Below are 26,578 nucleotides of genomic sequence, written 5' to 3' on the forward strand. Positions count from 1 at the left end.
GGCTTTCGCTTGTTAAGCTCCCATCCGTGGTTTAGTCCGGCGCTTCGTCCGTGGCTGGGTTCGCTCCCCGGGGGGGGTTCGGCGCCGGACATCAGAGATTTCCCGGCGCCTGCTCGTTCCTCGCTTTGACGGCGCCTACATAAATCCCTGATGCCCGGCACCTCGTGGGGGGGCGGCTGTGGGGAATCCCCAGGTTGAGCTCGCATGGGCGGCCCTTCCCCGCAGAACCGTTGCTGCCCAACACCGTTCATGCGGGGCAGGGCCGCACTTACGGAAAGCCTGCTGCTTCGGATCGTTTCTCAGGCACAAGCGAGGGCGCCGGGGTCATTTGTGTAGCTTGCGTCAAAGCGAGGAACGAGCAGCAAGCGGCAAATGGCGCCGGGGCCGGAGCGGACTCAGCCGCGGGAACGCAGTCGGGGCCGGTACGAACTTGGCCACGGAGACAAAGCCAAGTGAGCGTGGCGGTTGTGACGGGAAGCACAACTCGGGTTGAATCGGGGGCATGGCTAACTTGGAACCGGTGATCCCGGATGAGCGACCTTTGACCCCTTTTCACGACATCGACCATTACCTCTCCATCCCGCGCGTTAGCGGGCTGGCTTTGAGCCCGGACGGCGGCAGACTGGTCACTACAGTGGCCACCCTCAACGGCAAGGGCACCGAGTTTGCCACCGCACTGTGGGAGCTTGATCCGGCCGGGCAGAAGCAGGCCCGCCGGATTACCCGCAGCACCAAGGGCGAGGCCGGGGCCGCGTTCGCAGCGAACGGTGACGTCTACTTCACTTCGGGGCGGCCCGATCCTGAGAGCCCCGAGGGAGACCCGGTCAACGCCCTGTGGCTTTTGCCGGCCGACGGCGGTGAGGCGCGCGTGGTGCTCACCCGCCCGGGCGGTGTGAGCTCCGTGCTGACCGCCAGGAACGCTGACGCTACCTTCGTGGTGGCGGAGGTCCTTGCCGGTTCTGAGGATGAGGAGGACGACGCCGAGCGCCGCAAGTCGCGCAAGGACAACAAAGTCTCGGCCATCCTGCACAGCGAATATCCGGTTCGGTACTGGGACGCGGACCTGGGGCCGGGGCAGCCGCGGATTTTCGCCGTCGAGCCTGGAAAAGAGCAGGAACCCGGAAAGCCCGCCACTGTGGACTCCGCCGCCCCGCTGGCACTAAGGAACCTCACTCCGGAGGCGGGACCCCGGCTGCGCGAGGCCGAAACCGCCGTCAGCCCCGATGGGCAGACCATTTACGCGAGCTACGCCAAGCCGCTGGCCAAGGCCGACAGCCGCTCCATCCTCGTGGCTGTCGACGTGGCTTCCGGAACCACCAACGTGCTCCTGGACCAGGATGGCATGAGCTACTTCCCCGGCCCCGTCAGCCCGGACGGAAAAACCCTGGTGGTCGTCAGCGAGAGAGACAGCACCCCGCACCAGGCTCCGCAGGTCAAACTGCACCTCCTGGACGTACCGGAAGGGGTGGAGCGTGGAGCGGCCCGGCTGGCGCCCCTGGCGCATGACTGGGACCGCTGGGCCAAGCCCGCAGCCTGGCTGCCGGACAGTTCCGCCCTCCTGGTCACCGCGGACGACGACGGCGCGTCGCCGGTTTTCCGGATCAGCGTCCCGGCCGCTGCCGCTGAAGTGAGTGTCACCCGGGTGACGCAGGACGCGTCGGCGTACACCGACGTCGTCATCTCGCCCGAGGGACGCCACGCCTATGCCCTCCGCAGTTCCTATGAGTTTCCCCCTGAGGCTGTCCGCATCGACCTGCAGACCGGGGAAACGACCCGCCTCCCGGCCCCCGCAGACCGTCCCGCGCGGTCCGGCCGGCTTGAACGGATCGCAGCCACAGCTGCTGACGGTTCCCGGGTTCCGGCCTACCTGGCGCTGCCCGAGGGCGCGTCTGCGGAGTCCCCGGCCCCGATGCTCTTGTGGATCCACGGCGGCCCGCTGGGATCGTGGAATGCCTGGACCTGGCGCTGGAACCCGTGGCTGCTCACGGCCAAGGGATACGCGGTGCTCCTGCCTGACCCCGCGCTCTCAACGGGTTACGGCCAGAATTACATCCAGCGCGGCTGGGGTGCGTGGGGCAAGACGCCGTTCACGGACCTGATGGCGGCCACTGATGCGGCTGTTAGCAGACCCGATATCGATCCGGAACGCACCGCCGCCATGGGCGGCTCCTTCGGCGGCTACATGGCCAACTGGGTTGCAGGCCAGACGGACCGGTTCAAGGCCATCGTGACCCACGCGAGCCTCTGGGCGCTGGACCAGTTCGGCCCAACCACCGACGCCTCCCAGTACTGGCTCAAGGAAATGACCGAAGAGATGGCCATGGAAAATTCACCACATCTGCACGTCGAAAAAATCAGCACCCCCATGCTGGTGATCCACGGAGACAAGGACTACCGCGTCCCCATCGGGGAAGGGCTGCGGCTCTGGTACGAGCTGCTGTCCAAGTCACAGCTTGCCGCGGACCAGGATGGCCGGACCCCGCACCGGTTCCTGTACTTCCCCGACGAAAACCACTGGGTCCTGCAGCCACAGCACGCGAAGGTTTGGTACGGGGTCGTAGAGCACTTTTTGGCCCGGAACGTCCTGGACCAGGATGTGCCCCTGCCTGCCGAGCTGGGACTCTAGCTCTATCCGGTTCCGCTTGTCGCTCTGATCGGCCCCGGCGGGGTACGGCTGGGTCCGGCCCGGAGGCTGGGACATTTCCCGCGTGCTGCTCGTTCCTCGCTTTGACGCACGCTACATAAATGTCCCAGCCTCCGTGCCTCTTGCCGACTGTCACCTAGGCAATGAGGCAAGATAGTCGCCGCATCCTTGCCGCCTTATGCCCGGGTCTGCGTTCAAGCCATATCTCTCAGCTGCCGGAACGCCCGCGCCTTACTTTTGGTGGTTAGGGGGCGCTGATCTTTTGTGGCTGTGAGTCTTCTTGCTGCTTGGGCGTCTTCTTTCCTCGGCCGTGTTTGAAGTGGAAGTAGGCGTAGCAGGCTGCTACGAAGGGGATTCCGAAGTAGAGGGCTGTCGCTTGGGTGGGGTCGAAGCCTATGCCTATCAGGGAGATGACGCAGAGGATAAACGCGGCTATGGGCAGCAGCGGGAACAGCGGCGCCCGGTAGGGGAGCGACGCCGTGTCCCCGCCCTCCCGGAGGAAGTTTCGGCGGTGGAAGAAGTGCGCGGCCGTGATGGACATCCAGACGCCCACCGTGGCGAACCCGGCAACAGAGACCAGGACCAGGTAGACCGTGGTTGGTGCCACCACGCTGCTGATCAGCGAAGCCAGGCCGCCTAACATGCTCACGCACAGGGCAAGCAACGGAATGCCACGCTTGGTGAGTTTCTGCAGTGCCTTCGGAGCCTGGCCTTCATCGGCCAGGGAAAAGAGCATCCGGGCGCACGAAAACAGGCCACAGTTCCCGGCGGACAAAAGGGCCGTGATGATAACGAAATTCATGATGTCGGCCGCGTAGGGAATGCCAAGCTGTGCAAAAACGGTGACAAAGGGACTTTGTTCCAGGGAGGTTTCCGCGTAGGGCACCGTACCGGCGATAACAGCGATGGCCCCAACAAAGAAAATCATCAGGCGGATAACGGTGGTCCGCATCGCCTTTGGAATATTGACTGCCGGGTTGGCCGTTTCTCCAGCCGCCACCCCAATGAGTTCGGACCCTGAGAATGCATAGAAGACCGCAAGCGTGGTAACCAGGACACCCGTAATTCCGTTAGGGAACAGGCCTTGGGGCGTATTGAGGTTTTCGCCGAGGAACGGATAGCCATTTTCCGCCAGTGGATGAAAGCCGAGCAGTGCTGCACCGCCCAGGACAATCAACCCGATGACGGCTGCAACCTTTATCAGCGCGAACCAAAACTCCGATTCACCAAAGACCCGGGAAGAGATCGCGTTCAGCGTGAACAGTACGGCCGCAAAAACGAGGCACCAAATCCAGACATCCACCCCAGGGAACCAGCGCTGCATCAGAAGGCCGGCTGCGGTGAATTCCGAGCCCAGGGCAACCGCCCAGCAGAGCCAGTAAAGCCAGGCGGTGGCGAAACCGGTGGCTGGACCGATGGACCTGGCTGCGTAGATGTGGAACGCACCGGACACTGGATACGCCACAGCCAATTCGCCGAGGCAGGCCATCACCATGTACACCACCACGGCGCCGAGCAGGTAGGCGATGATTGCTCCGAGGGGCCCCGCCTGCGCGATGGTGTACCCCGAACTGAGGAACAAGCCGGACCCTATGACACCTCCCATGGCAATCATCACCAGGTGGCGGGCCTCCATGGACCGCCGAAGGCCCTGTTTTTCGTCGTGCACCAATGGTTCATCGGTCAGCGTGGGGGAGCCTATGGCCATTTTTCCTCCGGGTCGTGCGGCTGCACCTTTAGGGTGACTTGGGTAACATCCGCAACACTGGTTGTTCCCGGCATTTGTCACCAAACGGCACTTGTTGTGAACGCAGAAGTCTTCACACTCCAGCCGGGTTCGCGTGTCCGAGCGTAAGCAGAGCTTCAACTCGGCTTCTTTGTGAAGAACATTAGCGGGAACCGTGAAGCGGGAGGCTGTAAGTGAGGCGTCGGGGTCATTTGTGTAGCTTGCGTCAAAGCGACGAAGGAGCAGCAAGCGGCAAATGGCGCCGGCGGCGAAACGGACGCAACCCCGGCTTGGTGTCGTCGAACTAGGATTGCTCTGTGACCGAGTCCTTCCATATCCGCCCTGCCCGCACCAGCGATGTGTCCGCGATCAAGAAACTAGTTGCGCCGCTGGCTGAGCAACGGATTCTGATGGCCAAGGAGACCGTGGCCTACTACGAGAGCCTGCAGGAGTTCCGCATCGCCGAGGCGGACGACGGCGACGTGATCGGTTGCGGAGCGCTCCACGTGATGTGGGAAGACCTTGCCGAGGTGAGGACCCTGGCTGCTTCCGAAGACTGGCGCGGTAAGGGTGTTGGCCACGTGCTGGTGGAGAGCCTGCTTGAGGAAGCCCGTGCCCTGGGCGTGGCACGCGTCTTTTGCCTCACCTTTGAGGTGGACTTCTTCAAGCGCCACGGCTTCGAAGTAATGGCAGATCAATCTGCCGTGGACCCGACGGTGTACTCAGAACTGCTGCGGTCCCATGACGAAGGCGTGGCGGAATTCCTCGATCTTGCGCGGGTAAAGCCGAACACCCTGGGCAACACCCGCATGATCAAGTTCCTCTGACGAAAACCCTGCCCGGACTCCGCTTCTAAAACTCCGATCCGGACCGGCCCCCGGAAGCCGTTCCGGCCCGGCCTGCCGGCATCCCTTTGGCAGCCCAAAATACATAGATATCCATCTGACCTGCTTGGTTTTACTCGATTTGATGGATAAACTGGCTGCGGCCGGGTTGGGGGGCCCACGGAAAGGGACGGTCATTGGGGGCTGTCCCTTTTCTGCGTCTGCGCGAATCCGCACCCTACCGCCCCGCCATGGGCCGGTAGTAGGGTCAGACTGTCATCCTCCAGGAACCATGCCCAGGAGCAACGCCATGAAAAAGCTCATCAACGATCCAAGGTCGGTAGTTGAAGAATCGCTGCAGGGATTTGGCCAGGCACATCCAGAGCTCGTGACCGTCAATCCAGACCCCATTTTCGTCACGCGCAAGGACGCGCCGGTCAACGGGAAAGTGGGCCTGGTCTCCGGCGGCGGCAGTGGCCACGAGCCGCTTCACGCTGGATTTGTGGGCCGGGGAATGCTCGACGCCGCCGTGCCGGGGGCGGTGTTCACCTCGCCCACGCCGGACCAGATCCTTCCCGCGACGCTCGCCGTCGACTCTGGTGCCGGCGTCGTCCATATCGTGAAGAACTACACCGGTGACGTCCTGAACTTCGAAACGGCGGCGGAACTCTCGGAAGCCGAGGGCGTGAACGTACGCACTGTCCTGGTCAATGACGACGTGGCAGTCGAGGACTCCCTGTACACGGCAGGCCGCCGCGGGGTGGGCGGAACGGTGCTGGTGGAGAAGATTGCCGGGGCCGCGGCCGAACGCGGCGATGACCTGGACGCGGTGGCGGCCATCGGCGAGCGGGTCAACAGCAACGTCCGTACCATGGGTGTGGCCCTCACGGCCTGCACCGTTCCCCACGCGGGGAAGCCCAGCTTCGACCTTGCCGAGGACGAAATCGAGATCGGCATCGGAATTCATGGTGAACCCGGCCGGCACCGCATCGCCATGGAAAAAGCGGACGGCATCACGGAACGCCTGCTGGAGCCCGTGCTGTCCGATCTCGGCATCACCTCCGGGGAGAAGGTGCTGCTCTTCGTCAACGGCATGGGCGGCACTCCACTGAGCGAGCTGTACATCGTGTACCGGCGGGCCGCGAAGGTGCTCGCGGACAGGGGCGCCGCCGTCGAACGCTCCCTGGTGGGCAACTACATCACCTCCCTGGAGATGCAGGGCTGTTCCATCTCAGTACTGAGGCTGGACGATGAGCTCACCGAACTGTGGGACGCGCCGGTACACACGGCGGCGCTGCGTTGGGGCGTGTAGCCGTGGTCCTCGATGTGAACTGGACGGTGAAGTGGTTGACGCTGTGCGCGCAGGCCATGGCGGAACACCGGGTGGAGCTGATCGAGCTGGACCGGGCCATCGGGGATTCGGACCACGGCGAAAACATGGACCGGGGTTTCCAGGCTGTCCTGGACAAACTGTCCGAGTCGCCGCCGGAAACCCCGGGTGCGGCATTGAAGCTTACGGCGATGACGCTGATGTCCAAAGTGGGCGGGGCTGCCGGTCCGCTGTACGGCACTGCGTTCCTGCGTGCTGCCACGTCCCTGGGTGACGCCGCCGAGATCGATCCTGCCGCCTGGGCCGGTGCCCTCACCGCAGCCCGGGACGGGATTGTGGCCCGCGGGAAAGCGGAGCCGGGGGACAAAACCATGGTGGACGCCTGGACGCCGGCGGCTGAAGCGGCAGGCAAGGCAGCCGGAAACGGCAGCACTGATCCTTTGACCGTCCTTGTGGCTGCCGCCGAGGCTGCGGAGGCGGGGGCGGTGGCCACTGATCCGCTCGTGGCGCGGAAGGGGCGGGCCAGTTACCTGGGGGAGCGGAGCGCCGGGCACCGCGATCCCGGTGCGGCTTCCAGCGCCCTGATCATGCGTGCCGCGGCAAAGGCGGCTGCGTGACCGTCAGCATCGTGGTGGTGTCCCATAGTGAAAAGATTGCCGACGGCGCCGCGGAACTTGCCGCGCAAATGGCGCCTGACGTCGTCATCCTGCGAGCGGGCGGCACCACTGACGGCCGGATCGGCACCAGCTTGGAGAAGGTCATGGCCGCACTGGACCAGGTGCCCAACGGCAGTGGCGCCGTGATCCTCACCGACCTGGGATCCGCCGTGATGACCGCGGAGTCAGCCCTGGAATTCGCGGAGAACCCGGAAGATGTGTTGCTGGCGGACGCGCCCCTGGTGGAAGGGCTGGTGGCCGCTGCCGTCGCCGCCCAGGGCGGCGGCGATGTGCAGGCGGTCAGGCGGGCAGCGGAAGCCGTCCGCGGCCCCGCCCGGCACTCCGAAAGCCCTGCGGTCCAGGAGGTGGCGGAAGGTTCCGTCACCGGTTCCGGGCCCGACTTTACCGGCGACTTTGAGCTCATCAACCAGGCAGGGATGCATGCGCGGCCGGCGGCCAAGATCGCCGGCGGCCTGTCGTCCCTGGACGCGGAAGTCCAGGTCAACGGCGTGGATGCCACCTCCATGACAGCGCTGATGACCCTGGCGGCCGGCAAGGGATCAGTGCTGCATGTTGAAGCCTGGGGTGCGGACGCCGAACGCGCCGTGAACTACGTTGGCGGGCTGGTGCAGGCTGGCTTCGGCGAGCCGTAAGCCCATCCGAGATCGACTGCACAAATCCGGATGATGGCCGGGCGGTGTGTTCGCACCGCCGGAGCGGACTGCTGCGAATATGCTCGATGCCATGGAACGGCCGGACCTTGAAGACACCACCCCCGATATCGAAGTGCTCGAGGGGCAAATGTCCGTTGAGGAACTCCTCGCCGACCTTGGCTTCGAATGGCTGCCGGAAGAAGCGGCGGGAGCCGGACCCGAAGCTTCATCGGGGGAGGACTTTGGCCAGCCCGCCCTGTTCCAGCTCTAGTTCCAGGATCAGGGCTGTTCCCGCAGCCCGGCGGCGTCAAGGAGCACGGACGCAGATATGAACCGGCCGCACTGCTCGCCAAACGGGTAGTCGCCGCGCGGGCGGAAATCGATGGTCCGCACGGGCAGGGGTGACCCGTCCGGTGCCGTGGACGTTGCGGTGACCGACATGGGGGATTCGGTCAGGCTCTCCAAAAACAGTGTGGCGATCTTTGTCCCGTCCGGGGATGAAGTGGCCGAGCAGACCCCCTCCGGCGTGCAGCCCTGGTCGATCGATGCGCTGCCGGGGCGCAGCTCCACGTATTCTTCCTTGCACTGCCCGTCCTGGCAGGCCTTGAGGTTCAGCTTCTCCACCTGCGGCGCATACTCCGCTGCGACGGTGACCGATACAGCTGTGGCCTGGGCGATGGCCGGGCAGGGCACCGCACCTGGGCCCGGCCCGCAGGCAGTGGCGAGTCCCGCCGTCGTTACCAGCGCCAAAAGCAGTCCGCGCTTGCCCATACTTCAGCGTAAAGCCGGGCGCCGTGCCTGCCTGCCGTCAGGGGTGAAGTGATGCAGACATCGTTATGGTGGCCCCCTCTGCGCAGGCTCTAACCGGGCAGCCGGTATCCGCCGTGCTGCACTTCGGCCAGGCCGTCGGCAAGCAGCCCCGCCAGCGCCCGCTCCAGCTGCTCCGGGGCGGAGTTCAGCCTGTGCAGGGCCGCCAGGGGCACCCCGATCCCCTCCGGCGCAAATCCCAGGTCCGCCGGCTCCCGCTGGAACATCTCCGCCGGCACCGGCCCCTCGGCCACGCGCAGCACGGCCATCACGGCTCCGCGAACCTGGCGGTCGGTGCCGTGCCACGCCTGTCCCTTCGGGATGTACGACGGCGGCGGCTCACCTGCCGCCCGCCAGGCACAGGAGTCCCGGACCGGGCAGTCGCCGCACTTGGGTGCGCGGGCTGTGCACACGAGCGCCCCCAGTTCCATCACTGCAGCGTTCCAGCGGACTGATGTGCCGTCGTCGTCCGGGAGCAGCTGGGCGGCGAGCCGCATCTCCGCGGCCGTCAGCGCGGGAGCGGGGAGCGCCACGCCGGAGACCAGCCTTGCGTGTACCCGCCGGATGTTGGTGTCCACTACGGTTTCGCGGCGCCCGTAGGCGAAGGCCGCCACCGCCGCGGCCGTGTAGCTGCCCACTCCCGGCAACGCCAGTAGGTCGGCGTAGTTGTCCGGAACCTTGCCGCCGTGGTTTTCGACGATGGCAACTGCTGCCGCGTGCAGCCGCAGCGCCCGGCGCGGATAGCCCAAACGGCCCCAGGACCGCACTGCCTCTCCCGCCGGCTCGCCGGCCAGCCCGGCCGGGGTGGGCCAACGCTGCAGCCATTCACGCCAGACGGGCAGCACCCGGACCACGGGGGTCTGCTGCAGCATGATTTCACTGACCAGCACACCCCATGGAGAACATGCGGCCTCGCGCCAGGGCAGGTCGCGGGCAATGCCCGCGAACCACGCGTTGATCCGGGTATGCAGCTCCTGCAGTTCCGGCTCCGAAGGCAAACGGGCAGGCGCGGCGGTGGTTAAAGCTTCAGTATCGATCCCAACACTGTAATGGATCAGTTTCCGGAGCCCGAAACGGGATATGGCCCTGCCGCCATGCTGGATGTGACCAGAGCGATGGGGCTGCCGGCGGCGTGGTGGCAAAGCAGATCGGCCCCCGTTCTCTAGCCTAGGAGGATGGGCGGGCAAGGCAATTCATCACGTGGCGGGACGACGGCATCCGGATCCAGCAGGGTCCGCAAGCCGAGCCCTGCCGTGTACCGCCGGCGCCGGCTGTTCCTGGGTGCGGCCTTGCTGCTGGTGATCGCACTGATGGTGGGAGGATTCTCCCTCGCCGGCGCCTTCAGTGGCGGGTCCGAACAGGCATCATCAACTGACCCGGCCGCCGGCGCAACCGCGTCCACTGACCCCTCCCGCCAGGCATCGCCGTCGGCCTCTGCTTCCGCACCCACCCCGACGCCGTCACCCACCCCAACCTGCAACCAGAACCTGGTTACCGTCTCGGCGTCGACGGACAAAGCCGCCTACGGCCCCGGGGAAAACCCGATGCTGACACTCAAGGTGACCAACGGCGGCACCATGCCGTGCGAGGTGAATATCGGAACCTCACAGATGGAATTCCTGGTGACCAGCGGCGCCGACCGGATCTTTTCGTCCAGGGACTGCCAGGCTAAGAGTGAGGACCTGGTGAAGACCGTCGCACCGGGGGCCAGCGAAACCGCCAACTTCCCATGGTCGCGGAACCGTTCCCTCGAAGGCTGCCAGCCGGTGGAAGCCAAGCCCGGAGGCGGCGGCGCGTACTACATCTTCACCGCGAAGCTCGGCTCGAAAGCCAGCCCTAAGGCTGTTTTCCAGCTGAACTAACGGGTTCCTTTCAAGCGACTGCTCGGTAACCGCCCTTCTGGCCGCTCAAAACGGCATTTACCCAGCAGCCGGCTGGCTTTAGAGGAAACGGTCCAGCAGGCTTGCTTCCGCCATCCGGCTGAGGCCTTCGCGCACGGTCCGGGCGCGCTGGTCGCCGATGCCGTCCACGGTCATCAGGTCATCGATGGTGGCTGCCATAAGGAACTGCAGGCCGCCAAAGTGGTCTACCAGACGGTCTGCAACGGCTTTTGGAACCGCCTTGAGGCCCGAAAGCAGGCGGTAGCCCCGAGGCTGCACCACGGCGTCCAGGTTCGCTTCGCCGCCGGCAAACCCCACGATGTTTGAGATCTTGCCCAGGTCAATCAGTTCGGTAGGTCCCAGGTTCACCAGTTCGTTGACCGCTTTTTCGATGTCATCGGCTGAAGCGTTGGGGCTGGCGTAATCGCGGATAATCACGTCGCTTCCGGGGCCGCGGCCCACTGTGAGCTCATCGAGCTGGAGCGACAGGAGCCGGCCATCCTCGCCAAGTTCCAGCACGTATTGGGAGATTTCCTCTGAGATGCGGCGGACCATTTCCTGGCGCTGGAGGGTGACGGCGACATCCCGGACCGTGACCATCGCTTCGATCTCCAGGGCGGACAACGAACTGGTGACCTGGTCCAGGCGGGACCGGTAGCGCTCAAGGGTGGCCAGGGCCTGGTTGGCGCGGGCCAGGACCTTTTCGGATCCCTCGAGGACATGCCGCAAGCCGTTCACGTACAGGGCGATGATCTGCATGGACTGGCTGACCGAGATAACGGGTACGCCCGTCTGGATGGCCACGCGTTCGGCCGTGCGGTGGCGGGTGCCCGATTCCTGGGTCTCGATGCTGGAATCGGGGACCAGCTGGACGGCGGCGCGGAGGATGTTGCCGGCATCCTTGTCGCAGATGATGGCGCCATCCATCTTGGCCAGTTCGCGGAGCCGGGTGGGGGAGAAGTCGATACCGATATCGAAACCACCCGAGCAGATGGATTCGATGGTCCGGTCCATGCCCAGGACTATCAGTGCACCGGTGCGTCCGCGCAGGATCCGCTCCAGCCCGTCGCGAAGGGGGGTTCCGGGTGCCACTCTGGCCAGGGTTGCCCTGAGAGATTCTTCGGGGCTCCGCGCCATTTAAGTGTGTCCCTTCAAAGGTGCGGGCCGGACGCCCGCAGGAATGCCGGTTTGATGCTCCGCCGGCAGGATCAAAAAATGCTCATTCTCCCGCAAGCTCAATGATAGGGGTAAGAACCGGCAACTTCCGCACGGGCAGGCCCCAAAGTGCCCCGTTAGGGGGCAGTGCCAACAGGCGGAAAATGGGTTCGACGGCGGGTGGCCGGGCGGGCATTTCGCGGATTCGTAAACACCTCCCGGCCCCTGCACGGACGGTTCCTCTATGGGCTCCAGTGTGAAGGGGCGGCCACGTCAGCGGGCAAAAGCGTCCGGAGATCCCCCTGGGCCGCATTGATTTGCGGTTGGGTCAGGAACAGGGCCCGGGACAGGTCGGCGCCCTCAAGCCTGGCGTTCCTGAGGTCCGCGCCCAGCAGGTCCACGGCAGTCAGATCGCTGCCGCGAAGGTCCGCTGCAATGAGGTAGCTGCCTCTGAGGTCCGCCCCGCACAACCGGCGGGACCGCAAATCCTTGCCGATAAGATCTGCCCCGGGCCTAAGATCCGTGTCCAGGTGGTCATCCCCGGTGGCGAAGTAGGACGCGCGGGCTTCTTCACTGACAGCCATCAGCAACGACCTGACTTCGGCGTGCAGCTCCTGGACGTCCAGTGACAACAGCCCGTCCGGATCACCGCCGACCGCCGTTTCGATGATGGAGCGAAGGACTACCGCGCGTTGCGAGGCCTCCGGATCAAAGGTACGCACCTGTGCCTCCGCCAGGTACCAGAGCATCTCATGCAGTTGCCTGGCAGCCTTGAAGGCTGAGAACATTTTCTCTTTGCCGGCCGGCCGCTCCAGCCAGCTTTCTCCGCCGAAGAGACCCTGGGACACCCGCTGGCCCGCACCAAAGCAGTCAAACACTGTGCAGCCTTTGAATCCCCGGGCCCGCAGGCTCTGGTGGATGGTGCAGGAAAAGTCTGCGGCGAGTTGGGTGCACGGGGTTCCTGCATCTTTATCGACGGCAAAGTCGGCAGACCTGGTGAACCCGAAGGCTGTACAGCAGAGGGCAAAACAATTGGCGCAGTCAGGACGGAGCGCTTGCCGGTCAAGGGCGGGCGAAGACGGCGTCTTATAGGGGGCTTGGGGGTAAGGCGATGAAGGCTTGAGCATGTGATCTTCCAGGCGCAGGGATTCGATGTGGCCGGTCTTGGGGGGAACTGGAGTTCCCCCGGCGGGCGCACACAATCACGGCTCCTTCGAGGAGGAGCCAGCCGAAACCGCTGTTAAGGCTCTGGGTCACAGAGAAAAATGAAGTGTCACTGGGATCAAGAATACCGCGGCGAGGCGGTTAGCGCGCACGCTCCCGCACCATCCGTTCCAGCTCCCTGCTGACTTTCACCAGGGATGCGGCGCGCAGTGCTTTCTGCTCGGCGGCCGTCTGCGTAGGCCGCCGCGGGGGTGTACCCGGAGCGTCCATCGATTCGCTCTCGCGAAGATGGGCAGCCGGGGCGGGCGCCACCAGCCCTGTGGCCAGGGGATCAAAAAACAGGTTGCCCGGGAAGGAAATGCCGTGCATAACTGATCAGTTCCTTTCCCTGCCGGATACGGCGGTGCGGAGTGACACGAAGGCGCCCCAGGAGGCGTTGTTGAGACTCATCATGCGGTCACGGTAGCGGGCACTCATTTCGAGGCTTTGAACCAGTGGTTTCCGCGGCGTTAAGCGGACCGGCATTGATTTGCCGCGCTGCGATAAACTGGAACTTGGCTTTCCGCCAGTCCGTTTCCCGGCCCGGGCCGCAGCGCTCCGGCGCGCAGTGCCTGCAAAGGCGCCTGGACAGTCCCACCCGCAGCGAAAGTAGCACCGTGTCCCAAGATGTCCTCACCCCCGCCCGGATCTCGGAGATTCACAAAGAGGCGGGCCGTCGCAGGACCTTTGCTGTCATTTCCCACCCTGACGCCGGCAAATCGACGCTGACCGAAGCGCTGGCCCTGCACGCCAAGGTGATCGGCACCGCAGGTGCCTCCAGCGGCAAGGCCAACCGTAAGGAAACCGTCTCCGACTGGATGCAGATGGAAAAGGACCGCGGCATCTCCATCAGTTCGGCCGCGCTGCAGTTCTCCTACCGGGACACGGTCATCAACCTCCTGGACACCCCCGGCCACGCCGACTTCTCCGAAGACACCTACCGCGTGCTCGCCGCCGTCGACTGTGCAGTGATGCTGGTGGACGCCGCCAAAGGCCTGGAAACCCAGACCATGAAACTCTTCGAGGTCTGCAAGCAGCGCAACCTTCCCATCATCACCGTCATCAACAAGTGGGACCGGCCGGGCCTGGACGCGCTGGCGCTGATGGATGAGATCACCGAGCGTACCGGGCTGCAGCCCATGCCCCTGACCTGGGCGGTGGGCATCTCCGGTGATTTTCGCGGTGTGTGGGACCTCCGCAACGACCGCTTCGCCCGGTTCCAGCGCAACAACGCCGGCGCCCAGATCGCCATCACCGAATACTTCACCCCTGAAGAGGCAGCTGAAACCCAGGGCAGCAACTGGTCCGATGCCGTGGACGAGGCTGGCCTGGTGATCGAATCCAACCTTGAGTTCGACGTCGAAGCCTTCCACGCCGGCAAGGCCACCCCTATCCTGTTCAGCTCCGCCGCGCTCAACTTCGGCGTCAAGGAGCTGCTGGATGCGCTGGTGGACTTCGCCCCCCCGGCTGCTGCCCGGCCGGACATCGAGGGCAAACCGCGGCCGGTTGAGTCCCCGTTCTCGGGCTTCGTCTTTAAGGTCCAGGCGGGCATGAACAAGGCCCACCGCGACCACGTGGCCTTCATCCGCGTCTGCTCCGGCGTCTTCGAGCGGGGCATGGTGGTCACGCAGACCCGCACCGGCAAGTCTTTCGCCACCAAGTACGCCCAGCAGGTGTTCGGCCGCGAACGCGAGGTCATTGACGAGGCGTACCCCGGGGACGTCGTGGGCCTGGTCAACGCATCATCCTTGCGCGTGGGCGACAGCCTGTTCCTTGACGAATCCGTGGAATACCCCGCCATCCCGCTCTTTGCCCCGGAGCACTTCCAGGTGGCACGCTCCAAGGACCCCAGCAAATTCAAGCAGTTCCGCCGCGGCATCGAACAGCTCGAACACGAGGGCGTTATCCAGCTGCTCCGCTCCGACCTCCGCGGCGACCAGGCGCCGGTGCTTGCCGCCGTCGGCCCCATGCAGTTTGAAGTGGTGGAGGACCGGATGGCACACGACTTCAGTGCGCCCATGCGGCTGGAACGCCTGCCCTACTCGTTGGCGAGGATTTCGACGGCGGATGCCATGCCAGCGCTGGCCAACGTGCCCGGCGCCGAGGTGCTGTTGCGGTCCGACGGCGAGTACCTCGCCTTGTTCAACGACGTCTGGGCGCTGCGCCGCATCGAAAAGAACCATCCCGACCTCACCCTGGTGCCCATCGGTACCCACAACCCGGCAAAGTAGGCACCGTGAACGCACTTCAATCCGGGGCAACCCAACCGCGCGCGCTGGTCACCGGCGTCGGCACCATCAACCCTCTCGGCGCGTCCGTGCCGGAAACCTGGGCCGCGCTGGTGGCGGGCAAGTCCGGGATTGCGCCCCTCGAGGCCGAGTGGGCGGAACAGCTGCCGGTGAAAATGGCCGGCCAGGTCACCGCTGACCTCAATGAACACCTGAGCACCCGCGAGATGAAGCGCATGGACCGCTGCGGCCAGCTGGCACTGATCGCGGCCCGGGAAGCCTGGAAGCAGGCCGGTGCTCCCGATGTTGACCCGGAGCGATTTGCCGTGGTGATCGGCTCGGCTTACGGCGGGCTGGGATCCACCCTGGAACAGGACCGGACGCTCGCCGCATCGGGGCCGCGCAAGGTTTCCCCGCACACCCTCACGCGCCTGATGGTCAACGGGCCGGCGGCTTGGGTGTCCATCGACCTCGGCGCCCGCGGCGGCGCCCGGACGCCCGTCAGCGCCTGCGCCTCCGGGGCTGAGGCCATTGTCCAGGCTGCCGAGATGATCCGCTCCGGTGCTGCCGACGTTGTGATAGCCGGCGGTGTGGACGCCTCCGTCAACGACCTGGTGGTCACCGGCTTTTCGCAGATCCGGGCGCTGTCCACCCGAAATGATGATCCGCAGCGCGCGTCTCGGCCGTTCGACGGCGGCCGGGACGGCTTTGTGCTCGCAGAGGGCGCCGGCGTGGTGGTGCTGGAGAGCGAAGAGCACGCACGCGCCCGCGGCGCAGCAATCCTGGGGGCGGTTGCCGGGGGAGCGGTGACCTCCGACGCGAACGACATTGTGGCCGCCGATCCTGCCATGCAGCGGCGCGTGATGCAGAAGGCACTCGACTCCGCCGGCCTGCAAGCGGAAGACATCGGTTTTGTGCACGCCCATGCCACGTCCACACCGGTGGGCGACCGGCTCGAGGGCCAGGCCATTAACGCGATCTTCGGTGCCGACGTCCCGGTGACCTCCACCAAGGGGCATACGGGCCACCTGCTGGGCGGTGCCGGAGCGCTGGCTGCCGTGGTGGTGGTGGAGGCGCTGCGGACCGGAATGCTGCCGGGGACCCTTAACGTGGAGGCGCTGGACCCGGAGGTGGACCTTAACGTCGTTACCGAAGACGTCCGCCATCTCCAGCCGGGTACTCCGTCGGCCGGATTGGTAAACGCCTTCGGTTTCGGCGGGCACAGCGTTGCCCTGGTGATCACGGGTTCATAGCCGCACAGCGTCCGGGCGGTTTCCCTGCCCGGACGCTGGAACAGTGCAGTGACGCCGGAACGGTGCGGTGGCGCCCGAACGCTACAGCGTCCCGGCACTGTTCCGGCGATTGAGGCGCAGTCTCTCACCTACGCCCGGCTGGGTACCGCCGTCTCTACGGTGCGGTCCCCGGCCTGGGCGGCCGGCTCCGTGTCGTTGCGGCGTTCCTTCAGGAAGTACACCAGGCCGGCGGCGATGGTGGACGCGGCTGCGAGGGCGAACAGGCCCGGGATGACGCCTCCGGTCTGCTCCTTGATGATGCCGAAGCCGAACGGCGCTACGAACCCGCCAAGGTTTCCCAGCGAATTGATGATGGCGATGGCCGGAGCCAGGACCAGCGGATGCAGCCCTGACTGCGGGATGGTCCAGAACAGCGGCGAAGCACTCTTGAAACCCATCGCGGCGATGGCCAGGAAGACCAGCGCCATCACAGGGGATGCTACGGCGGCTGCGAACGTGCCGATTGCGGCGACCAGGAGTGCGGCCACCAGCAATGGACGCTTGGACTTGGCCTTGTCCTGCCACTTGGCGGCGAAGTACATGGCGAACACCGCACAGATCCAGGGAATCGAAGACAGGAAGCCCACCGTGAGGTCGGTGGTGCCGGGGATCTGCTTGATGATGCTGGGGAGCCAGAATGTGTTGGCGTAGATGGACAGCTGCACGGAGAAGTAGATGCCGCACAGCAGCAGGATCTGCGGGTTCAGGAGCATTTTCCAGCGGTTGATCTTTCCGCCGCCGGCAGTGGTGTGCTCGGCGTCCTCAGCGGCGATCGCCTGGGACAGTGCATCCTTTTCGGGTGCGGTGAGCCACTTGGCATCCCTGATCCTGGCGTCGAGGAGGAAGAACACCGTGATGCCCACAACTACTGACAGGGCGCCTTCGAAGCCGAACAGCCACTGCCAGCCGCGCAGGCCCAGCGCGCCGTGCAGGCTGAGCAGCGTCCCGGCGATGGGTCCGGAAATGGCCGCGGCAATGGATGAGCCGGCGATGAAGATCGCGGTTGCCTTTCCGCGCTGCCCGGCTGGCACCCATCGGGCGAAGTAGAAGATGACGGCAGGGAAGAAGCCGGCTTCTGCGGCGCCGAGCAGGAATCGCAGGACGTAGAACATGGTTTCGTTCTGCACGAACGCCATCAGGAAGGAAACGATGCCCCAGCTGACCATGATTCGTGCCAGCCAGACCTTGGCGCCGTACTTCTCCATCATCACGTTGCTGGGAAGCTCAAAAATGGCATACGCGATAAAAAACAGCCCTGCACCAAAACCATAGGCGGCGGCACCGATGCCAACGTCAGCCTGGAGGTGGTCCTGCGCGTAGCCGATGTTGGACCGGTTCAGCTGGTTGCACACCAGCATGACCAGCATGATGGGCAGCACGCGCTTGAAGAATTTCTTCGTGGCCGAGGCCACGTCCGTGACGGCATTGTCCACAGACATCATTGAATGTTTTCCTTTGGGGTTTGGATAACGCAGGCCGGCTGCGGGGCACTGGAAAGCAGTGGGGCCCGTCACAGCGGACCCCACTACTTTACCGGACAGCTGCCGGCGGACTGCTTCTATCGGGCAGCTACTACCGGGCAGCTTCTACCGAACGAGGCACGGCCGCTTCGGGTCGAAGGACCAGCCGTCGATGTAGTACTGCATGCCCACGCTGTCATCGCGGGCGTCGAGGCCGTGCTGCAGGTACAGCTGGTGGGCCTTGTCCAGGGCATCGCGGTCCAGTTCGATGCCCAGGCCGGGAGCGTCGGGAACCTCGATCGCGCCGCCCTTGATCTGCAGCGGCTCCTTCGTGAGGCCCTGGCCGTCCTGCCAGATCCAGTGGGTGTCCAGCGCCGTGATCTCGCCGGGGGCTGCTGCCCCGGTGTGGGTGAACATTGCCAGCGAGATGTCGAAGTGGTTGTTCGAGTGCGAGCCCCAGGTGAGGCCGAACTCGTGGCACATCTGGGCCACCCGGACCGAGCCGTGCATGGTCCAGAAGTGCGGATCCGCGAGCGGGATATCGACGGCGTTGCTGCGGATGGCGTGCGACATCTCGCGCCAGTCCGTGGCGATCATGTTGGTGGCCGTCTTCAATCCGGTGGCCCGGCGGAATTCGGCCATCACCTCGCGGCCCGAGAACCGGCCCTCGGCACCGCACGGGTCCTCGGCGTAGGCAACGACGCCCTGCATCCGCTTGCCCAGCCGGATGGCTTCGTCCAGGAGCCAGCCGCCGTTGGGGTCCAGGGTGACCCGTGCTTCGGGGAAGCGCTTGGCCAGGGCGGTCACAACGTCCACTTCGTCGTCCCCGGACAGTACGCCGCCCTTGAGCTTAAAGTCGCTGAAGCCGTAGCGCTCCTGCGCCGCTTCTGCCAGCGCGACGACGGCGTCCGGAGTCATTGCCTCCTGGCGCCGAAGTTTCTCCCAGCGGTCAGCCGGGGCGTCCTCCACGAGGTAAGGCAAATTCGTGCGGGCGTGGTCACCGACGAAGAACAGGTAGCCGAGCATCGGCACGGAGGTCCGCTGCTGCCCGTCGCCGAGGAGTTCAGCCACGGGAACGCCGAGGAACTGGCCGTGCAGGTCCAGCAGCGCCGATTCCACTGCCGTCACCGCATGGACCGTGGTGCGCAGGTCGAAGGTCTGCAGGCCGCGGCCGCCGGCGTCGCGGTCCGCGAACTCGGACGCAACCTCGCGCAGGAGCGACCGGTAGCGGGCCACCGGCTTGCCCTTGATCAGGGCGCCGGCTTCCTCGATGGTGGTGCGGATCTTCTCGCCGCCGGGAACCTCGCCCAGGCCGGTGCGGCCATCCGAGTCCGTAATGATCACAACGTTGCGGGTAAAGAAGGGGCCGTGCGCGCCGCTGAGGTTCATCAGCATGCTGTCATGGCCCGCAACCGGTACTACTTCAACGGCGGCAATGATGGGCTGGTTGCTCATGCGCCCACCTCGGCCTTCTCGGCAGCGGGGATTGTTTCGCCGTCGATCCGCCGGTTCAGGTGCCAGGGGTTGGTGTCCTGCAGGGCTTCGGGGAGGAGTTCCTGGGGGAGGTTCTGGTAGGCGACGGGGCGGAGGAAGCGGTTGATGGCGAGGGTTCCGACGGAGGTGGTGCGGGAGTCGGAGGTGGCGGGGAAGGGGCCGCCGTGGACCATGGCGTGGCCTACTTCGACGCCGGTGGGCCAGCCGTTGACGATGATGCGGCCTACTTTCTGTTCGAGGACGGGCAGGAGGCGTGCCGCGGTCGGGTAGTCCTGTTCGGTGAGCTGCAGGGATGCGGTGAGCTGGCCTTCGATGCGGCGGGTGGCTTGGAGGAGGTCCTCGACGGAGGAATAGCGGATCACCAGGGATGCGGCGCCGAAGATTTCCTGGTGCAGGACCGGGTTGGTGGTGAATTCGGTGACGCCGGTGCCGAAGATGGCCGGGGCGGGTGCGTTTTCGGTGGGGCCGGGGGTGCCTTGGCCGATGAGTTGGACGCCGTTGGCGGTGCCGAGGTTTTCGGTGCCGTTGTTCCAGGAGTTGGCGATGCCTTCGGTGAGCATGGTCTGGCCGGCGCAGGCGGAGACGGCGCGGCCGACGGCGGCGGCGAGTTTGTCTCCTGCCTCGCCTTCTGGGGCGAAGAGCAGGCCGGGGGAGGTGCAGAGCTGGCCGGAGCTGCCGGTGACGGCGGTGACGTACTGCCGGGCGAGGGCGTCGATGTCTTCGGCGGTGCCGTTCAGTGCGCCTTCGAAGACGAAGACGGGGTTCACGGAGGACATTTCGGCGTAGACCGGAATGGGCTCGGGGCGCGCGGCGGCGGTGCGCATGAGGGCGATGCCGGCGGCCTGGGAGCCGGTGAAGCCGACGGCCTTGATGGCGGGGTCGGCCACGAGGGCCTGGCCGATGCTGGCGCCGGGGCCGTAGACCAGGGAGAACACGCCGGGGTGCAAGCCGAAGTCCTTGACGGCTTTAGTGACGGCCCGGCCGACGAGTTCGCTGGTGCCGGGGTGGGCGTTGTGGGCTTTGAAGACGACGGGGCAGCCGGCGGCCAGGGCGGAGGCGGTGTCGCCGCCCGCCGTCGAGAAGGCCAGCGGAAAATTGCTGGCGCCGAACACGGCGACGGGGCCGAGCGGGATCTGGCGCTGGCGGATATCCGCCCGGGGCAGGGGAGTGCGGTCCGGGATGGCGGGATCGATGCGGACGCCGCGGAAGTCGCCCTGCCGGACCACGTTTGCGAAGAGGCGCAGCTGGCCGGTGGTGCGGGCACGTTCGCCCTGGAGCCGGCCTGTGGGCAGGCCGGTTTCCTGGCCGGCGCGGATGATGAGTTCCTCGCCGATGGCCTCGATGTTGTCCGCGATGGCTTCGAGGAAGCCGGCGTGGGTTTCGGGGTCAAGGGTGCTGAAGGACGGGAAGGCATCGGCTGCGGCGGAAGTAGCGGCCTTGAGCTGGTCCTCTGTGAGCAGCGTGTAGCTGGGCTCCAGGGCCTGGTTGGTGGCCGGGTTCAGACCGAAGGTCGTCTTGCCTTCGCCAACGGTGGGCTGCCCTGCAATAAGGGAATGTCCGGTAAGGGTCATGTGCTTTTCTCCTGTGTCTGCGGTGACGGCTAGGAAACGGTGGCGATCAGGGCTTTGAGGTCAGCGAGGTCCTGCTCGGCGAGGTTCTGCAGTGGCGGGCGCACGGGGCCGGCGGAGCGGCCAATGGCGTCCAGCCCGGCCTTGACGATGGATACCGAATAGCCTTTCACACGGTCGCGGATGTCCAGGTAGGGGATGACGAAGTCGTTCAGCTTCCTGTTGACGGCAACGCGGTCCTGGTTGCGCACGTCCTGGTAAAAGTCCAGCGCGAACTGCGGCACAAAGTTGTACATGGCGCTGGAGTAGGTGCTCATCCCCAACTGCAGCAGCGGCAGGGCGAAAGTTTCAGCCGTGGGCAGGCCGCCGAGGTAGAACAGCCGGTCGCCGAGCTTGGCGTACACGCGGGCATCGTGTTCGAGGTCGCCCACGCCGTCCTTGAATCCGATCAGGTTCCTGTGCCGTTCAGCCAGGGTTGCCACCGTGGTGTCCTTGTAAATGGCATTGGCGCGGTTGTAGATGATGACGCCCAGGGATGTTGCGCTGCAGACGGCGCTCACGTGCTCGATCAGTCCGCCCTGGTCAGCCTCGGTCAGGTACGGCGGCAGCAGGAGGATGCCCTCAGCGCCGGCAGCCTCTGCTGCCTTGGCGTTCTCAATGGCCTGGGCAGTGGATCCGCCGGCGGAAGCGAGGACAGGGACACGGCTGCCCACTTCGTCCACCGCGGTGCGGACCACGCGCTCGGATTCTGCCGGGGTCAGCGAGAAGCCTTCGCCGGTGCCGCCGGCCGCGAACAGGCCGGCAACGGGGAAGCTGGCCTGCCACGCCAGGTGCTTGCGGTAGTTTTCCTCATCGAACTGCAGCTGCGCGTCGAATGCGGTAACGGGGAATGAGAGCAGGCCTTCCTTGAGTGTGTCCGCCAGTTCCTGGGGTGAATGCTTTGCCACGGTGTGGTCCTCCGGTATGTGCGCCGCGGGCGGCGAAGGTGATGATTCCCTCCCAGCCTAGGAGCGCGCCTAATGCCTGTCTAAGTGCATTTTTATATGTATTGATACCTTCGCAGCATGATCGAGGACCTACTCCATCGAGAACTCGAGATCCTGCAGCAGCCGTGCCAGCGCGGGATTGGTGATCCTTCGATTCCATAGGGCGTGCAGTTCCACCTGTTCCCCCCTGCCTGCTTCCAGCGGCAGGAACTCCACCCCTTTGATGCCCAGCATGGTGGCGGAGTGGGGCACGAAGGCCAGCCCGCGTTTAGCGGCAACGAGCGAGACCATGGTGAGGATCTGGCTGACCGTGTGCACCACATTCGTATGCCGGATGGGCAGCATGCTGACCACGAGGTCATAGAAATAGCGGGCCTGCGTGGGGGAGTGCATGATCAAGGGCTCGTCCCTGAAGTCCGCTGCGGTGATGTCCCGGCCGAGCAGGGTCAGGCGGTGCCCGGACGGAACGGCCAGCACCATGGATTCCCGGTAGAGCAGATGGGAATCGAAGGTTTCACCGTCGAAGGGAGGGCGGGCGAAGCCAAGGTCGAGTTCACCAGTCAGCAGGCCGTTGAGCTGCTCACGGGTCACCAGTTCCTGAAGGTCGATATCCACGTCCGGCATGAGGCTCGAAACCTCTTCCAGTAACGGGCCCAGGATGCTGAAGCCGCTGGCCGCGGTGAAGCCGATGCGCAGCACGCCGGAACGTCCCGACGCGATGCGCCGGGCCGTCACCGGTGCACGCTCCGCCAGTGCCATGAGCCGGCGGGCTTCCTCAAGGAACATCCGGCCCGCCGAGGTGAGCTCCACCCGCCTGTTGTCCCGCTCCAGGAGTTCGGCACCGACGATTTTTTCAAGTTTCTGGATCTGCCGGCTCAACGGAGGCTGCGTCATGTTCAGGCGCTCGGCAGCCCTCCCGAAGTGGAGCTCCTCGGCGACGGCGATGAATCCTGCCAGCTGGTCAAACGTAAACATGATGCCTTCCGGGTATCAGGTGATGCAGTTTTGGGCTTAGACAGGCATCATAACCCGTCCCTAAACTCGTTCGAGCAAGCCGAAGTGATTCGGTTCACAGCACCGTCCGGGAGCATCCCGGAGTTTTTATGAGGAGTCCCAATGAAGCACTTCCCCACACGCCGCTCAGTCCTCGGCGCGGCTTCGGCCATCACCCTGCTGGCCATGACAGCCTGCGGCAACGTCGCCGGCGGCCAGTCCAAAACGGCTGAATACCCTTCCGGGCCCATCAACCTCACGGTAGGCCAGGCGGCCGGCGGCAGCACGGACCTCATCGCCCGCGCCCTGGCCGAAGGCGCCTCGAAAACCCTTGGCAAGCCGATGCCCGTCGTCAACAAGCCCGGTGCCAACGGCGCCCTCGCCACAAAGGAAGTTGCCGGCAAGCCCGCCGACGGGCAGGAACTGGTCCTGCTGACCGCTTCGCTGATCACCATCACGCCGCTGGCTGTTTCCGCCGACGAAGCTGTCAATATTGACGACCTCGACATCATCGCCGGCCTGTCCCAGGATGACTACGTCCTGGTGGCCAGCCCCGGCTCCGGTTTCAAGTCCTTCAAGGACGTCACCGATGCCGGCCGCAACGTAACCTTCGGCACCACCGGTGTGGGCACGGGAAGCCAGCTGGCCCAGACCGTCCTCTTCAAGCAGGCCAACGTCACCGGCACCGATATCCCGTTCGACAGCGGCAAGCCGGCACTGACGGCGGCGCTGGGCAACCAGGTGGAGCTCGCCACCATCCAGCTGGGCGAGGCCATGCCGCAGATCAAGGCGGGCAAGGTGTCTCCGCTGCTGGTCTTCTCGGAGGAGCGCAACAGCTTCCTGCCGGACACCCCCACTGCCAAGGAAGCAGGATATGACGTTCCTGTAGCCCAGTACCGGGCGGTCGCCGCTCCGAAGGGAACGCCGCAGGAGGTCAAGGACAAGCTGTACGGGGCATTCCAGGAGACCTTCAAATCGGACGCCTACAAGGAGTTCAACGAGAAGAACATGCTGACGCCGAAGGAAATCTCCGGCGAGGAAGTGGTCACCGAATGGAAGGGCTACGCAGCAAAGTACAAGGAACTAGTGGAGAAGTATGACATCAGCCTGAGCGGAAATAAGTGATTCCTGTGAAAGGAACCCATGCAGTGGAGCCTGCCGGAGGAAGCACCACGGCTGCCTCCTCCGGCGGCACCGCCCCCCGCGCATCGGAGGACGGCCAGTCCGAACCCGTCGACGAACTGACGCCGGAGCAGCTGGCCGCCCAATGGGAGGAGGAAAAGCCCCCGGCGGCCGGTCCCCTGGCCAACATGGCCTCGTCCCTGGTGGTCCTCGGTGTGGGCATCGGCGCCGTCGTCCTGTCCATCTCCATGGGACTTGGCACACCGTCCAGCCCGCAGCCTGGCCTCTGGCCGTTCGTCATCAGCTGCGTGATGGCCGCCCTGGGCCTGTTCCAGCTCATCCTGGGCAGGCACAACCGTGACGCCGAAAAGTTCACGCGCATGTCACTTGCCCCGCTTACCGGACTGGTGACTCTGGCAGCCATGGTGGCACTGATGCCGCTGATCGGGTTCGAGATTCCTGCCCTGGTGCTGTGCATCATCTGGATGCGCTTCCTGGGCGGCGAAACCTGGCGCTCCACGCTGCTGGTCAGCGCCATCGTCGTCGCGGCGTTCTACGGCATCTTTGTCCTTGCGCTCGGCACGTCCATCCCCCACCTTTTCTAGGAGACCTCCGTGGATTTTCTGAATCCCGTCATTAACGGTTTTGCGGTGGTCCTGGAGCCTACCAACCTCCTCTACTGCCTGATCGGCGTCGTCATCGGCATGCTGATCGGTGTGCTGCCCGGATTGGGGCCGGCGGCAACCATCGCCATCCTGCTTCCGCTGACCTACAACGTGGAGCCGGTCACCGCCATCATCATGCTCGCCGGCATTTTCTACGGCGCCCAGTATGGGGGCACCATCACCTCGGTGCTGCTCCGGCTTCCCGGCGAAGCCTCCTCCGTGGTGACCGTCTTTGACGGCTACCAGATGGCCCGGCAGGGCAAGGCCGGTACCGCCCTGGGCCTTGCCTCCATCGGTTCCTTCATCGGCGGCACGGCGGCCATCATCGGCCTGACCTTCCTGGCGCCCATCGTTGCCGGTTTCGCGCTGGATTTCGGGCCGCCGGAGTACACCGCCCTGGCGCTGCTGGGCATCCTCCTGGTGGCCACCATCAGCAGCGGCGCGAAAGCCAAGGCACTCATAGCCGCGGCCCTTGGCCTGCTGCTCGCCACCGTCGGCCGGGACATTTTCACCGGCGAAAGCCGTTTTACGTTCGGCAGCCTGCAACTGGCCGACGGCATCGACTTCGTGCCGATTGCCATGGGCATCTTCGGGCTGGGTGAGATCCTCTACAACCTGGAGGAACGGCACCGGGCCGCGAAGGCGCCGTCGAAAGTGGCCAACGTCTGGCCTTCCCGCGGCGATCTCAGGCAGGCCTCGGGCGCCATCGGCCGCGGCTCTGTCCTGGGCTTCTTCCTCGGCATTCTTCCAGGCGGCGGTGCCACTATCGCCTCCATGGCTTCCTACGCCATGGAGAAGAAGCGCGCCAAGCAGCCCGAGCGGTTCGGCAAGGGAGCGCCGGAAGGCGTGGCCGGCCCGGAAACGGCCAACAACGCCGCCGCCACTTCATCGTTCATCCCCCTGCTGACGCTGGGCATCCCGGCCAACGCCACCATGGCGCTGATGTTCGGCGCGCTGCTCATCCAGGGCGTAACCCCCGGTCCGCAGCTGGTGGAGCAGAACCCGGAGCTGTTTTGGGGCGTAGTGAACTCCATGTACATCGGCAACATCCTGCTGCTGATCATGAGCCTGCCGCTGGTGGGAATCTTTGTCCGGATCCTGCGGGTCCGTGCGGCCATCCTGGCGCCGGTCACTGCCCTGATCACGCTGCTGGGTGCCTACACCATCAACAACAGCATGTTCGATGTGACGCTCGTGGTGGTCTTCGGCATCATCGGGTACCTCATGAAGAAGTTCGGGTTCGAACCCGGGCCCCTGGTCCTGGCCTTTGTGCTGGGCGAACTGCTCGAAAGCTCCATGCGGCGTTCGCTGCTGGTCTTCGGCGGCGACCCGCTGGGCTTCTTTGGCCGGCCCATTTCAGCCACGTTGCTCGTTGTTTTTGTCCTGGTGGCAGTACTGCCGGTCATCCGGACTTCCATCGCCAAGCGCAAGCCGCCCGTCGCTGCACCAGCAGCGCGGCAGGACATCAAGGAGAAAGTATGAGCATCGTCGTCGGATTCGTCCCCACGCCGGCAGGAGAAGCCGCCCTTACGGCCGGCATCGCCGAAGCCCGGCTGCGGAACGAGGACCTCCTGATCGTCAATTCCGCCAGGGAAGGCGCACTGGTGGACAAGTCCGTGGCGCCCGAGGAACTCCTGGCGCAGGCCGCCCGCCGCGCCACCGAGGCAGGGGTTAAGGCGAGCGTCATCCAGCCGCCCTACCAGCATGACCTCGCGGATGAATTCCTGGACGTGGCCAGGGATGCGGATGCCTCCTTGATCGTCATCGGGCTTCGGCACCGCACCCAGGTGGGAAAGTTCATCCTGGGCAGCCACGCGCAGCGCATCCTCATGCAGGCAGACCGGCCGGTCCTTGCCGTCAAGGCCGACGGCGGAAACTTCTAGCAGAGAGCC

At 65.2% G+C, this 26,578-nt stretch carries 24 protein-coding genes; 13 read left to right on the plus strand and 11 right to left on the minus strand.

Annotation, left to right across the window (positions count from 1 at the left end; all coding sequences use genetic code 11):
* Nucleotides 1-502: 502 nt before the first annotated feature.
* A complete protein-coding gene (locus BMX78_RS14175) occupies nucleotides 503-2,626 on the plus strand; it encodes a S9 family peptidase (RefSeq protein ID WP_091420358.1) in 2,124 nt (707 codons plus the stop codon).
* Nucleotides 2,627-2,888: 262 nt separating this feature from the next.
* Here BMX78_RS14175 and BMX78_RS14180 read toward each other — a convergent pair whose 3' ends face one another.
* On the minus strand, nucleotides 2,889-4,352 hold the full coding sequence (locus BMX78_RS14180; RefSeq protein WP_170850821.1) for an amino acid permease: 1,464 nt from the start codon (nucleotides 4,350-4,352) through the stop codon (nucleotides 2,889-2,891).
* Nucleotides 4,353-4,687: 335 nt separating this feature from the next.
* On the opposite strand from BMX78_RS14180, the gene BMX78_RS14185 reads away from it, so the two are divergent.
* From BMX78_RS14185 to BMX78_RS14205, 5 genes are all read left to right on the plus strand, one after another.
* Nucleotides 4,688-5,197, plus strand: a complete 510-nt coding sequence (locus BMX78_RS14185; RefSeq protein WP_091420359.1) for an amino-acid N-acetyltransferase — start codon at nucleotides 4,688-4,690, stop codon at nucleotides 5,195-5,197.
* A 307-nt stretch (nucleotides 5,198-5,504) separates the two neighbouring features.
* The gene (gene dhaK, locus BMX78_RS14190) at nucleotides 5,505-6,506 is read left to right on the plus strand and encodes a dihydroxyacetone kinase subunit DhaK (RefSeq protein ID WP_091420361.1); all 1,002 of its coding nucleotides are present in this window, start codon (nucleotides 5,505-5,507) and stop codon (nucleotides 6,504-6,506) included.
* Between the two features lie 2 nt (nucleotides 6,507-6,508).
* On the plus strand, nucleotides 6,509-7,141 hold the full coding sequence (dhaL, locus tag BMX78_RS14195; RefSeq protein ID WP_091420362.1) for a dihydroxyacetone kinase subunit DhaL: 633 nt from the start codon (nucleotides 6,509-6,511) through the stop codon (nucleotides 7,139-7,141).
* A complete protein-coding gene (gene dhaM, locus BMX78_RS14200; protein WP_091420364.1) occupies nucleotides 7,138-7,833 on the plus strand; it encodes a dihydroxyacetone kinase phosphoryl donor subunit DhaM in 696 nt (231 codons plus the stop codon). Before dhaL ends, dhaM begins: the two co-directional genes overlap by 4 nt.
* A 91-nt stretch (nucleotides 7,834-7,924) precedes the next feature.
* Nucleotides 7,925-8,104: a hypothetical protein gene (locus BMX78_RS14205; protein ID WP_091420516.1), complete on the plus strand. Its 180-nt coding sequence runs from the start codon at nucleotides 7,925-7,927 to the stop codon at nucleotides 8,102-8,104.
* Between the two features lie 8 nt (nucleotides 8,105-8,112).
* Here BMX78_RS14205 and BMX78_RS14210 read toward each other — a convergent pair whose 3' ends face one another.
* Both BMX78_RS14210 and BMX78_RS14215 read right to left on the minus strand, forming a co-directional pair.
* Nucleotides 8,113-8,604 carry a hypothetical protein gene (locus BMX78_RS14210; RefSeq protein ID WP_091420365.1) on the minus strand — a complete coding sequence of 164 codons (492 nt, stop codon included), beginning with the start codon at nucleotides 8,602-8,604 and terminating at the stop codon, nucleotides 8,113-8,115.
* Between the two features lie 89 nt (nucleotides 8,605-8,693).
* A complete protein-coding gene (locus tag BMX78_RS14215; protein ID WP_091420367.1) occupies nucleotides 8,694-9,638 on the minus strand; it encodes an iron-sulfur binding domain-containing protein in 945 nt (314 codons plus the stop codon).
* Between the two features lie 177 nt (nucleotides 9,639-9,815).
* Here BMX78_RS14215 and BMX78_RS14220 point away from each other — a divergent pair, with 177 nt between their 5' ends.
* Nucleotides 9,816-10,502 (plus strand): hypothetical protein, encoded by a 687-nt coding sequence (locus tag BMX78_RS14220; protein WP_091420368.1) that lies wholly within the window; start codon nucleotides 9,816-9,818, stop codon nucleotides 10,500-10,502.
* Between the two features lie 78 nt (nucleotides 10,503-10,580).
* Here the strand turns inward: BMX78_RS14220 and disA are convergent, their stop codons facing one another.
* The 3 genes from disA to BMX78_RS14235 form a co-directional block, all read right to left on the minus strand.
* Nucleotides 10,581-11,657 carry a DNA integrity scanning diadenylate cyclase DisA gene (disA, locus tag BMX78_RS14225; RefSeq protein WP_091420370.1) on the minus strand — a complete coding sequence of 359 codons (1,077 nt, stop codon included), beginning with the start codon at nucleotides 11,655-11,657 and terminating at the stop codon, nucleotides 10,581-10,583.
* A 260-nt stretch (nucleotides 11,658-11,917) separates the two neighbouring features.
* Nucleotides 11,918-12,802: a pentapeptide repeat-containing protein gene (locus tag BMX78_RS14230; RefSeq protein WP_091420371.1), complete on the minus strand. Its 885-nt coding sequence runs from the start codon at nucleotides 12,800-12,802 to the stop codon at nucleotides 11,918-11,920.
* A 178-nt stretch (nucleotides 12,803-12,980) separates the two neighbouring features.
* On the minus strand, nucleotides 12,981-13,208 hold the full coding sequence (locus tag BMX78_RS14235; protein WP_091420373.1) for a hypothetical protein: 228 nt from the start codon (nucleotides 13,206-13,208) through the stop codon (nucleotides 12,981-12,983).
* Nucleotides 13,209-13,495: 287 nt separating this feature from the next.
* Between BMX78_RS14235 and BMX78_RS14240 the strand changes: the two genes are divergently transcribed.
* A complete protein-coding gene (locus BMX78_RS14240) occupies nucleotides 13,496-15,109 on the plus strand; it encodes a peptide chain release factor 3 (RefSeq protein ID WP_091420520.1) in 1,614 nt (537 codons plus the stop codon).
* Between the two features lie 5 nt (nucleotides 15,110-15,114).
* Nucleotides 15,115-16,359, plus strand: coding sequence for a beta-ketoacyl-[acyl-carrier-protein] synthase family protein (locus BMX78_RS14245; protein ID WP_091420375.1), 1,245 nt, complete (start codon nucleotides 15,115-15,117; stop codon nucleotides 16,357-16,359).
* A gap of 128 nt (nucleotides 16,360-16,487) precedes the next feature.
* Here BMX78_RS14245 and BMX78_RS14250 read toward each other — a convergent pair whose 3' ends face one another.
* The 5 genes from BMX78_RS14250 to BMX78_RS14270 form a co-directional block, all read right to left on the minus strand.
* Entirely contained in the window at nucleotides 16,488-17,840 is a 1,353-nt protein-coding gene (locus BMX78_RS14250; protein ID WP_091420377.1) for an MFS transporter, read from the minus strand.
* Between the two features lie 144 nt (nucleotides 17,841-17,984).
* Entirely contained in the window at nucleotides 17,985-19,313 is a 1,329-nt protein-coding gene (locus BMX78_RS14255; RefSeq protein ID WP_091420378.1) for an enolase C-terminal domain-like protein, read from the minus strand.
* The gene (locus BMX78_RS14260) at nucleotides 19,310-20,923 is read right to left on the minus strand and encodes an aldehyde dehydrogenase (NADP(+)) (RefSeq protein ID WP_091420380.1); all 1,614 of its coding nucleotides are present in this window, start codon (nucleotides 20,921-20,923) and stop codon (nucleotides 19,310-19,312) included. Before BMX78_RS14260 ends, BMX78_RS14255 begins: the two co-directional genes overlap by 4 nt.
* Before the next feature lie 29 nt (nucleotides 20,924-20,952).
* Entirely contained in the window at nucleotides 20,953-21,867 is a 915-nt protein-coding gene (gene kdgD / locus BMX78_RS14265; RefSeq protein WP_091420382.1) for a 5-dehydro-4-deoxyglucarate dehydratase, read from the minus strand.
* Between the two features lie 129 nt (nucleotides 21,868-21,996).
* Entirely contained in the window at nucleotides 21,997-22,881 is an 885-nt protein-coding gene (locus BMX78_RS14270; RefSeq protein WP_091420383.1) for a LysR family transcriptional regulator, read from the minus strand.
* Between the two features lie 141 nt (nucleotides 22,882-23,022).
* On the opposite strand from BMX78_RS14270, the gene BMX78_RS14275 reads away from it, so the two are divergent.
* Genes BMX78_RS14275 through BMX78_RS14290 form a run of 4 tightly spaced genes read left to right on the plus strand, consistent with a single transcriptional unit; the run spans nucleotide 23,023 to nucleotide 26,569 of the window.
* Nucleotides 23,023-24,024 (plus strand): Bug family tripartite tricarboxylate transporter substrate binding protein, encoded by a 1,002-nt coding sequence (locus BMX78_RS14275; protein ID WP_091420385.1) that lies wholly within the window; start codon nucleotides 23,023-23,025, stop codon nucleotides 24,022-24,024.
* 23 nt (nucleotides 24,025-24,047) lie between these two features.
* The gene (locus BMX78_RS14280; RefSeq protein WP_286139022.1) at nucleotides 24,048-24,626 is read left to right on the plus strand and encodes a tripartite tricarboxylate transporter TctB family protein; all 579 of its coding nucleotides are present in this window, start codon (nucleotides 24,048-24,050) and stop codon (nucleotides 24,624-24,626) included.
* Nucleotides 24,627-24,635: 9 nt separating this feature from the next.
* A complete protein-coding gene (locus BMX78_RS14285; RefSeq protein ID WP_091420386.1) occupies nucleotides 24,636-26,168 on the plus strand; it encodes a tripartite tricarboxylate transporter permease in 1,533 nt (510 codons plus the stop codon).
* Nucleotides 26,165-26,569 carry a universal stress protein gene (locus BMX78_RS14290; RefSeq protein ID WP_091420388.1) on the plus strand — a complete coding sequence of 135 codons (405 nt, stop codon included), beginning with the start codon at nucleotides 26,165-26,167 and terminating at the stop codon, nucleotides 26,567-26,569. The genes BMX78_RS14285 and BMX78_RS14290 overlap by 4 nt, the downstream gene beginning before the upstream one ends.
* Nucleotides 26,570-26,578 lie beyond the last annotated feature (9 nt).

This window comes from Arthrobacter sp. OV608, assembly GCA_900110595.1.
In the GTDB taxonomy this organism is placed as follows: domain Bacteria; phylum Actinomycetota; class Actinomycetes; order Actinomycetales; family Micrococcaceae; genus Arthrobacter.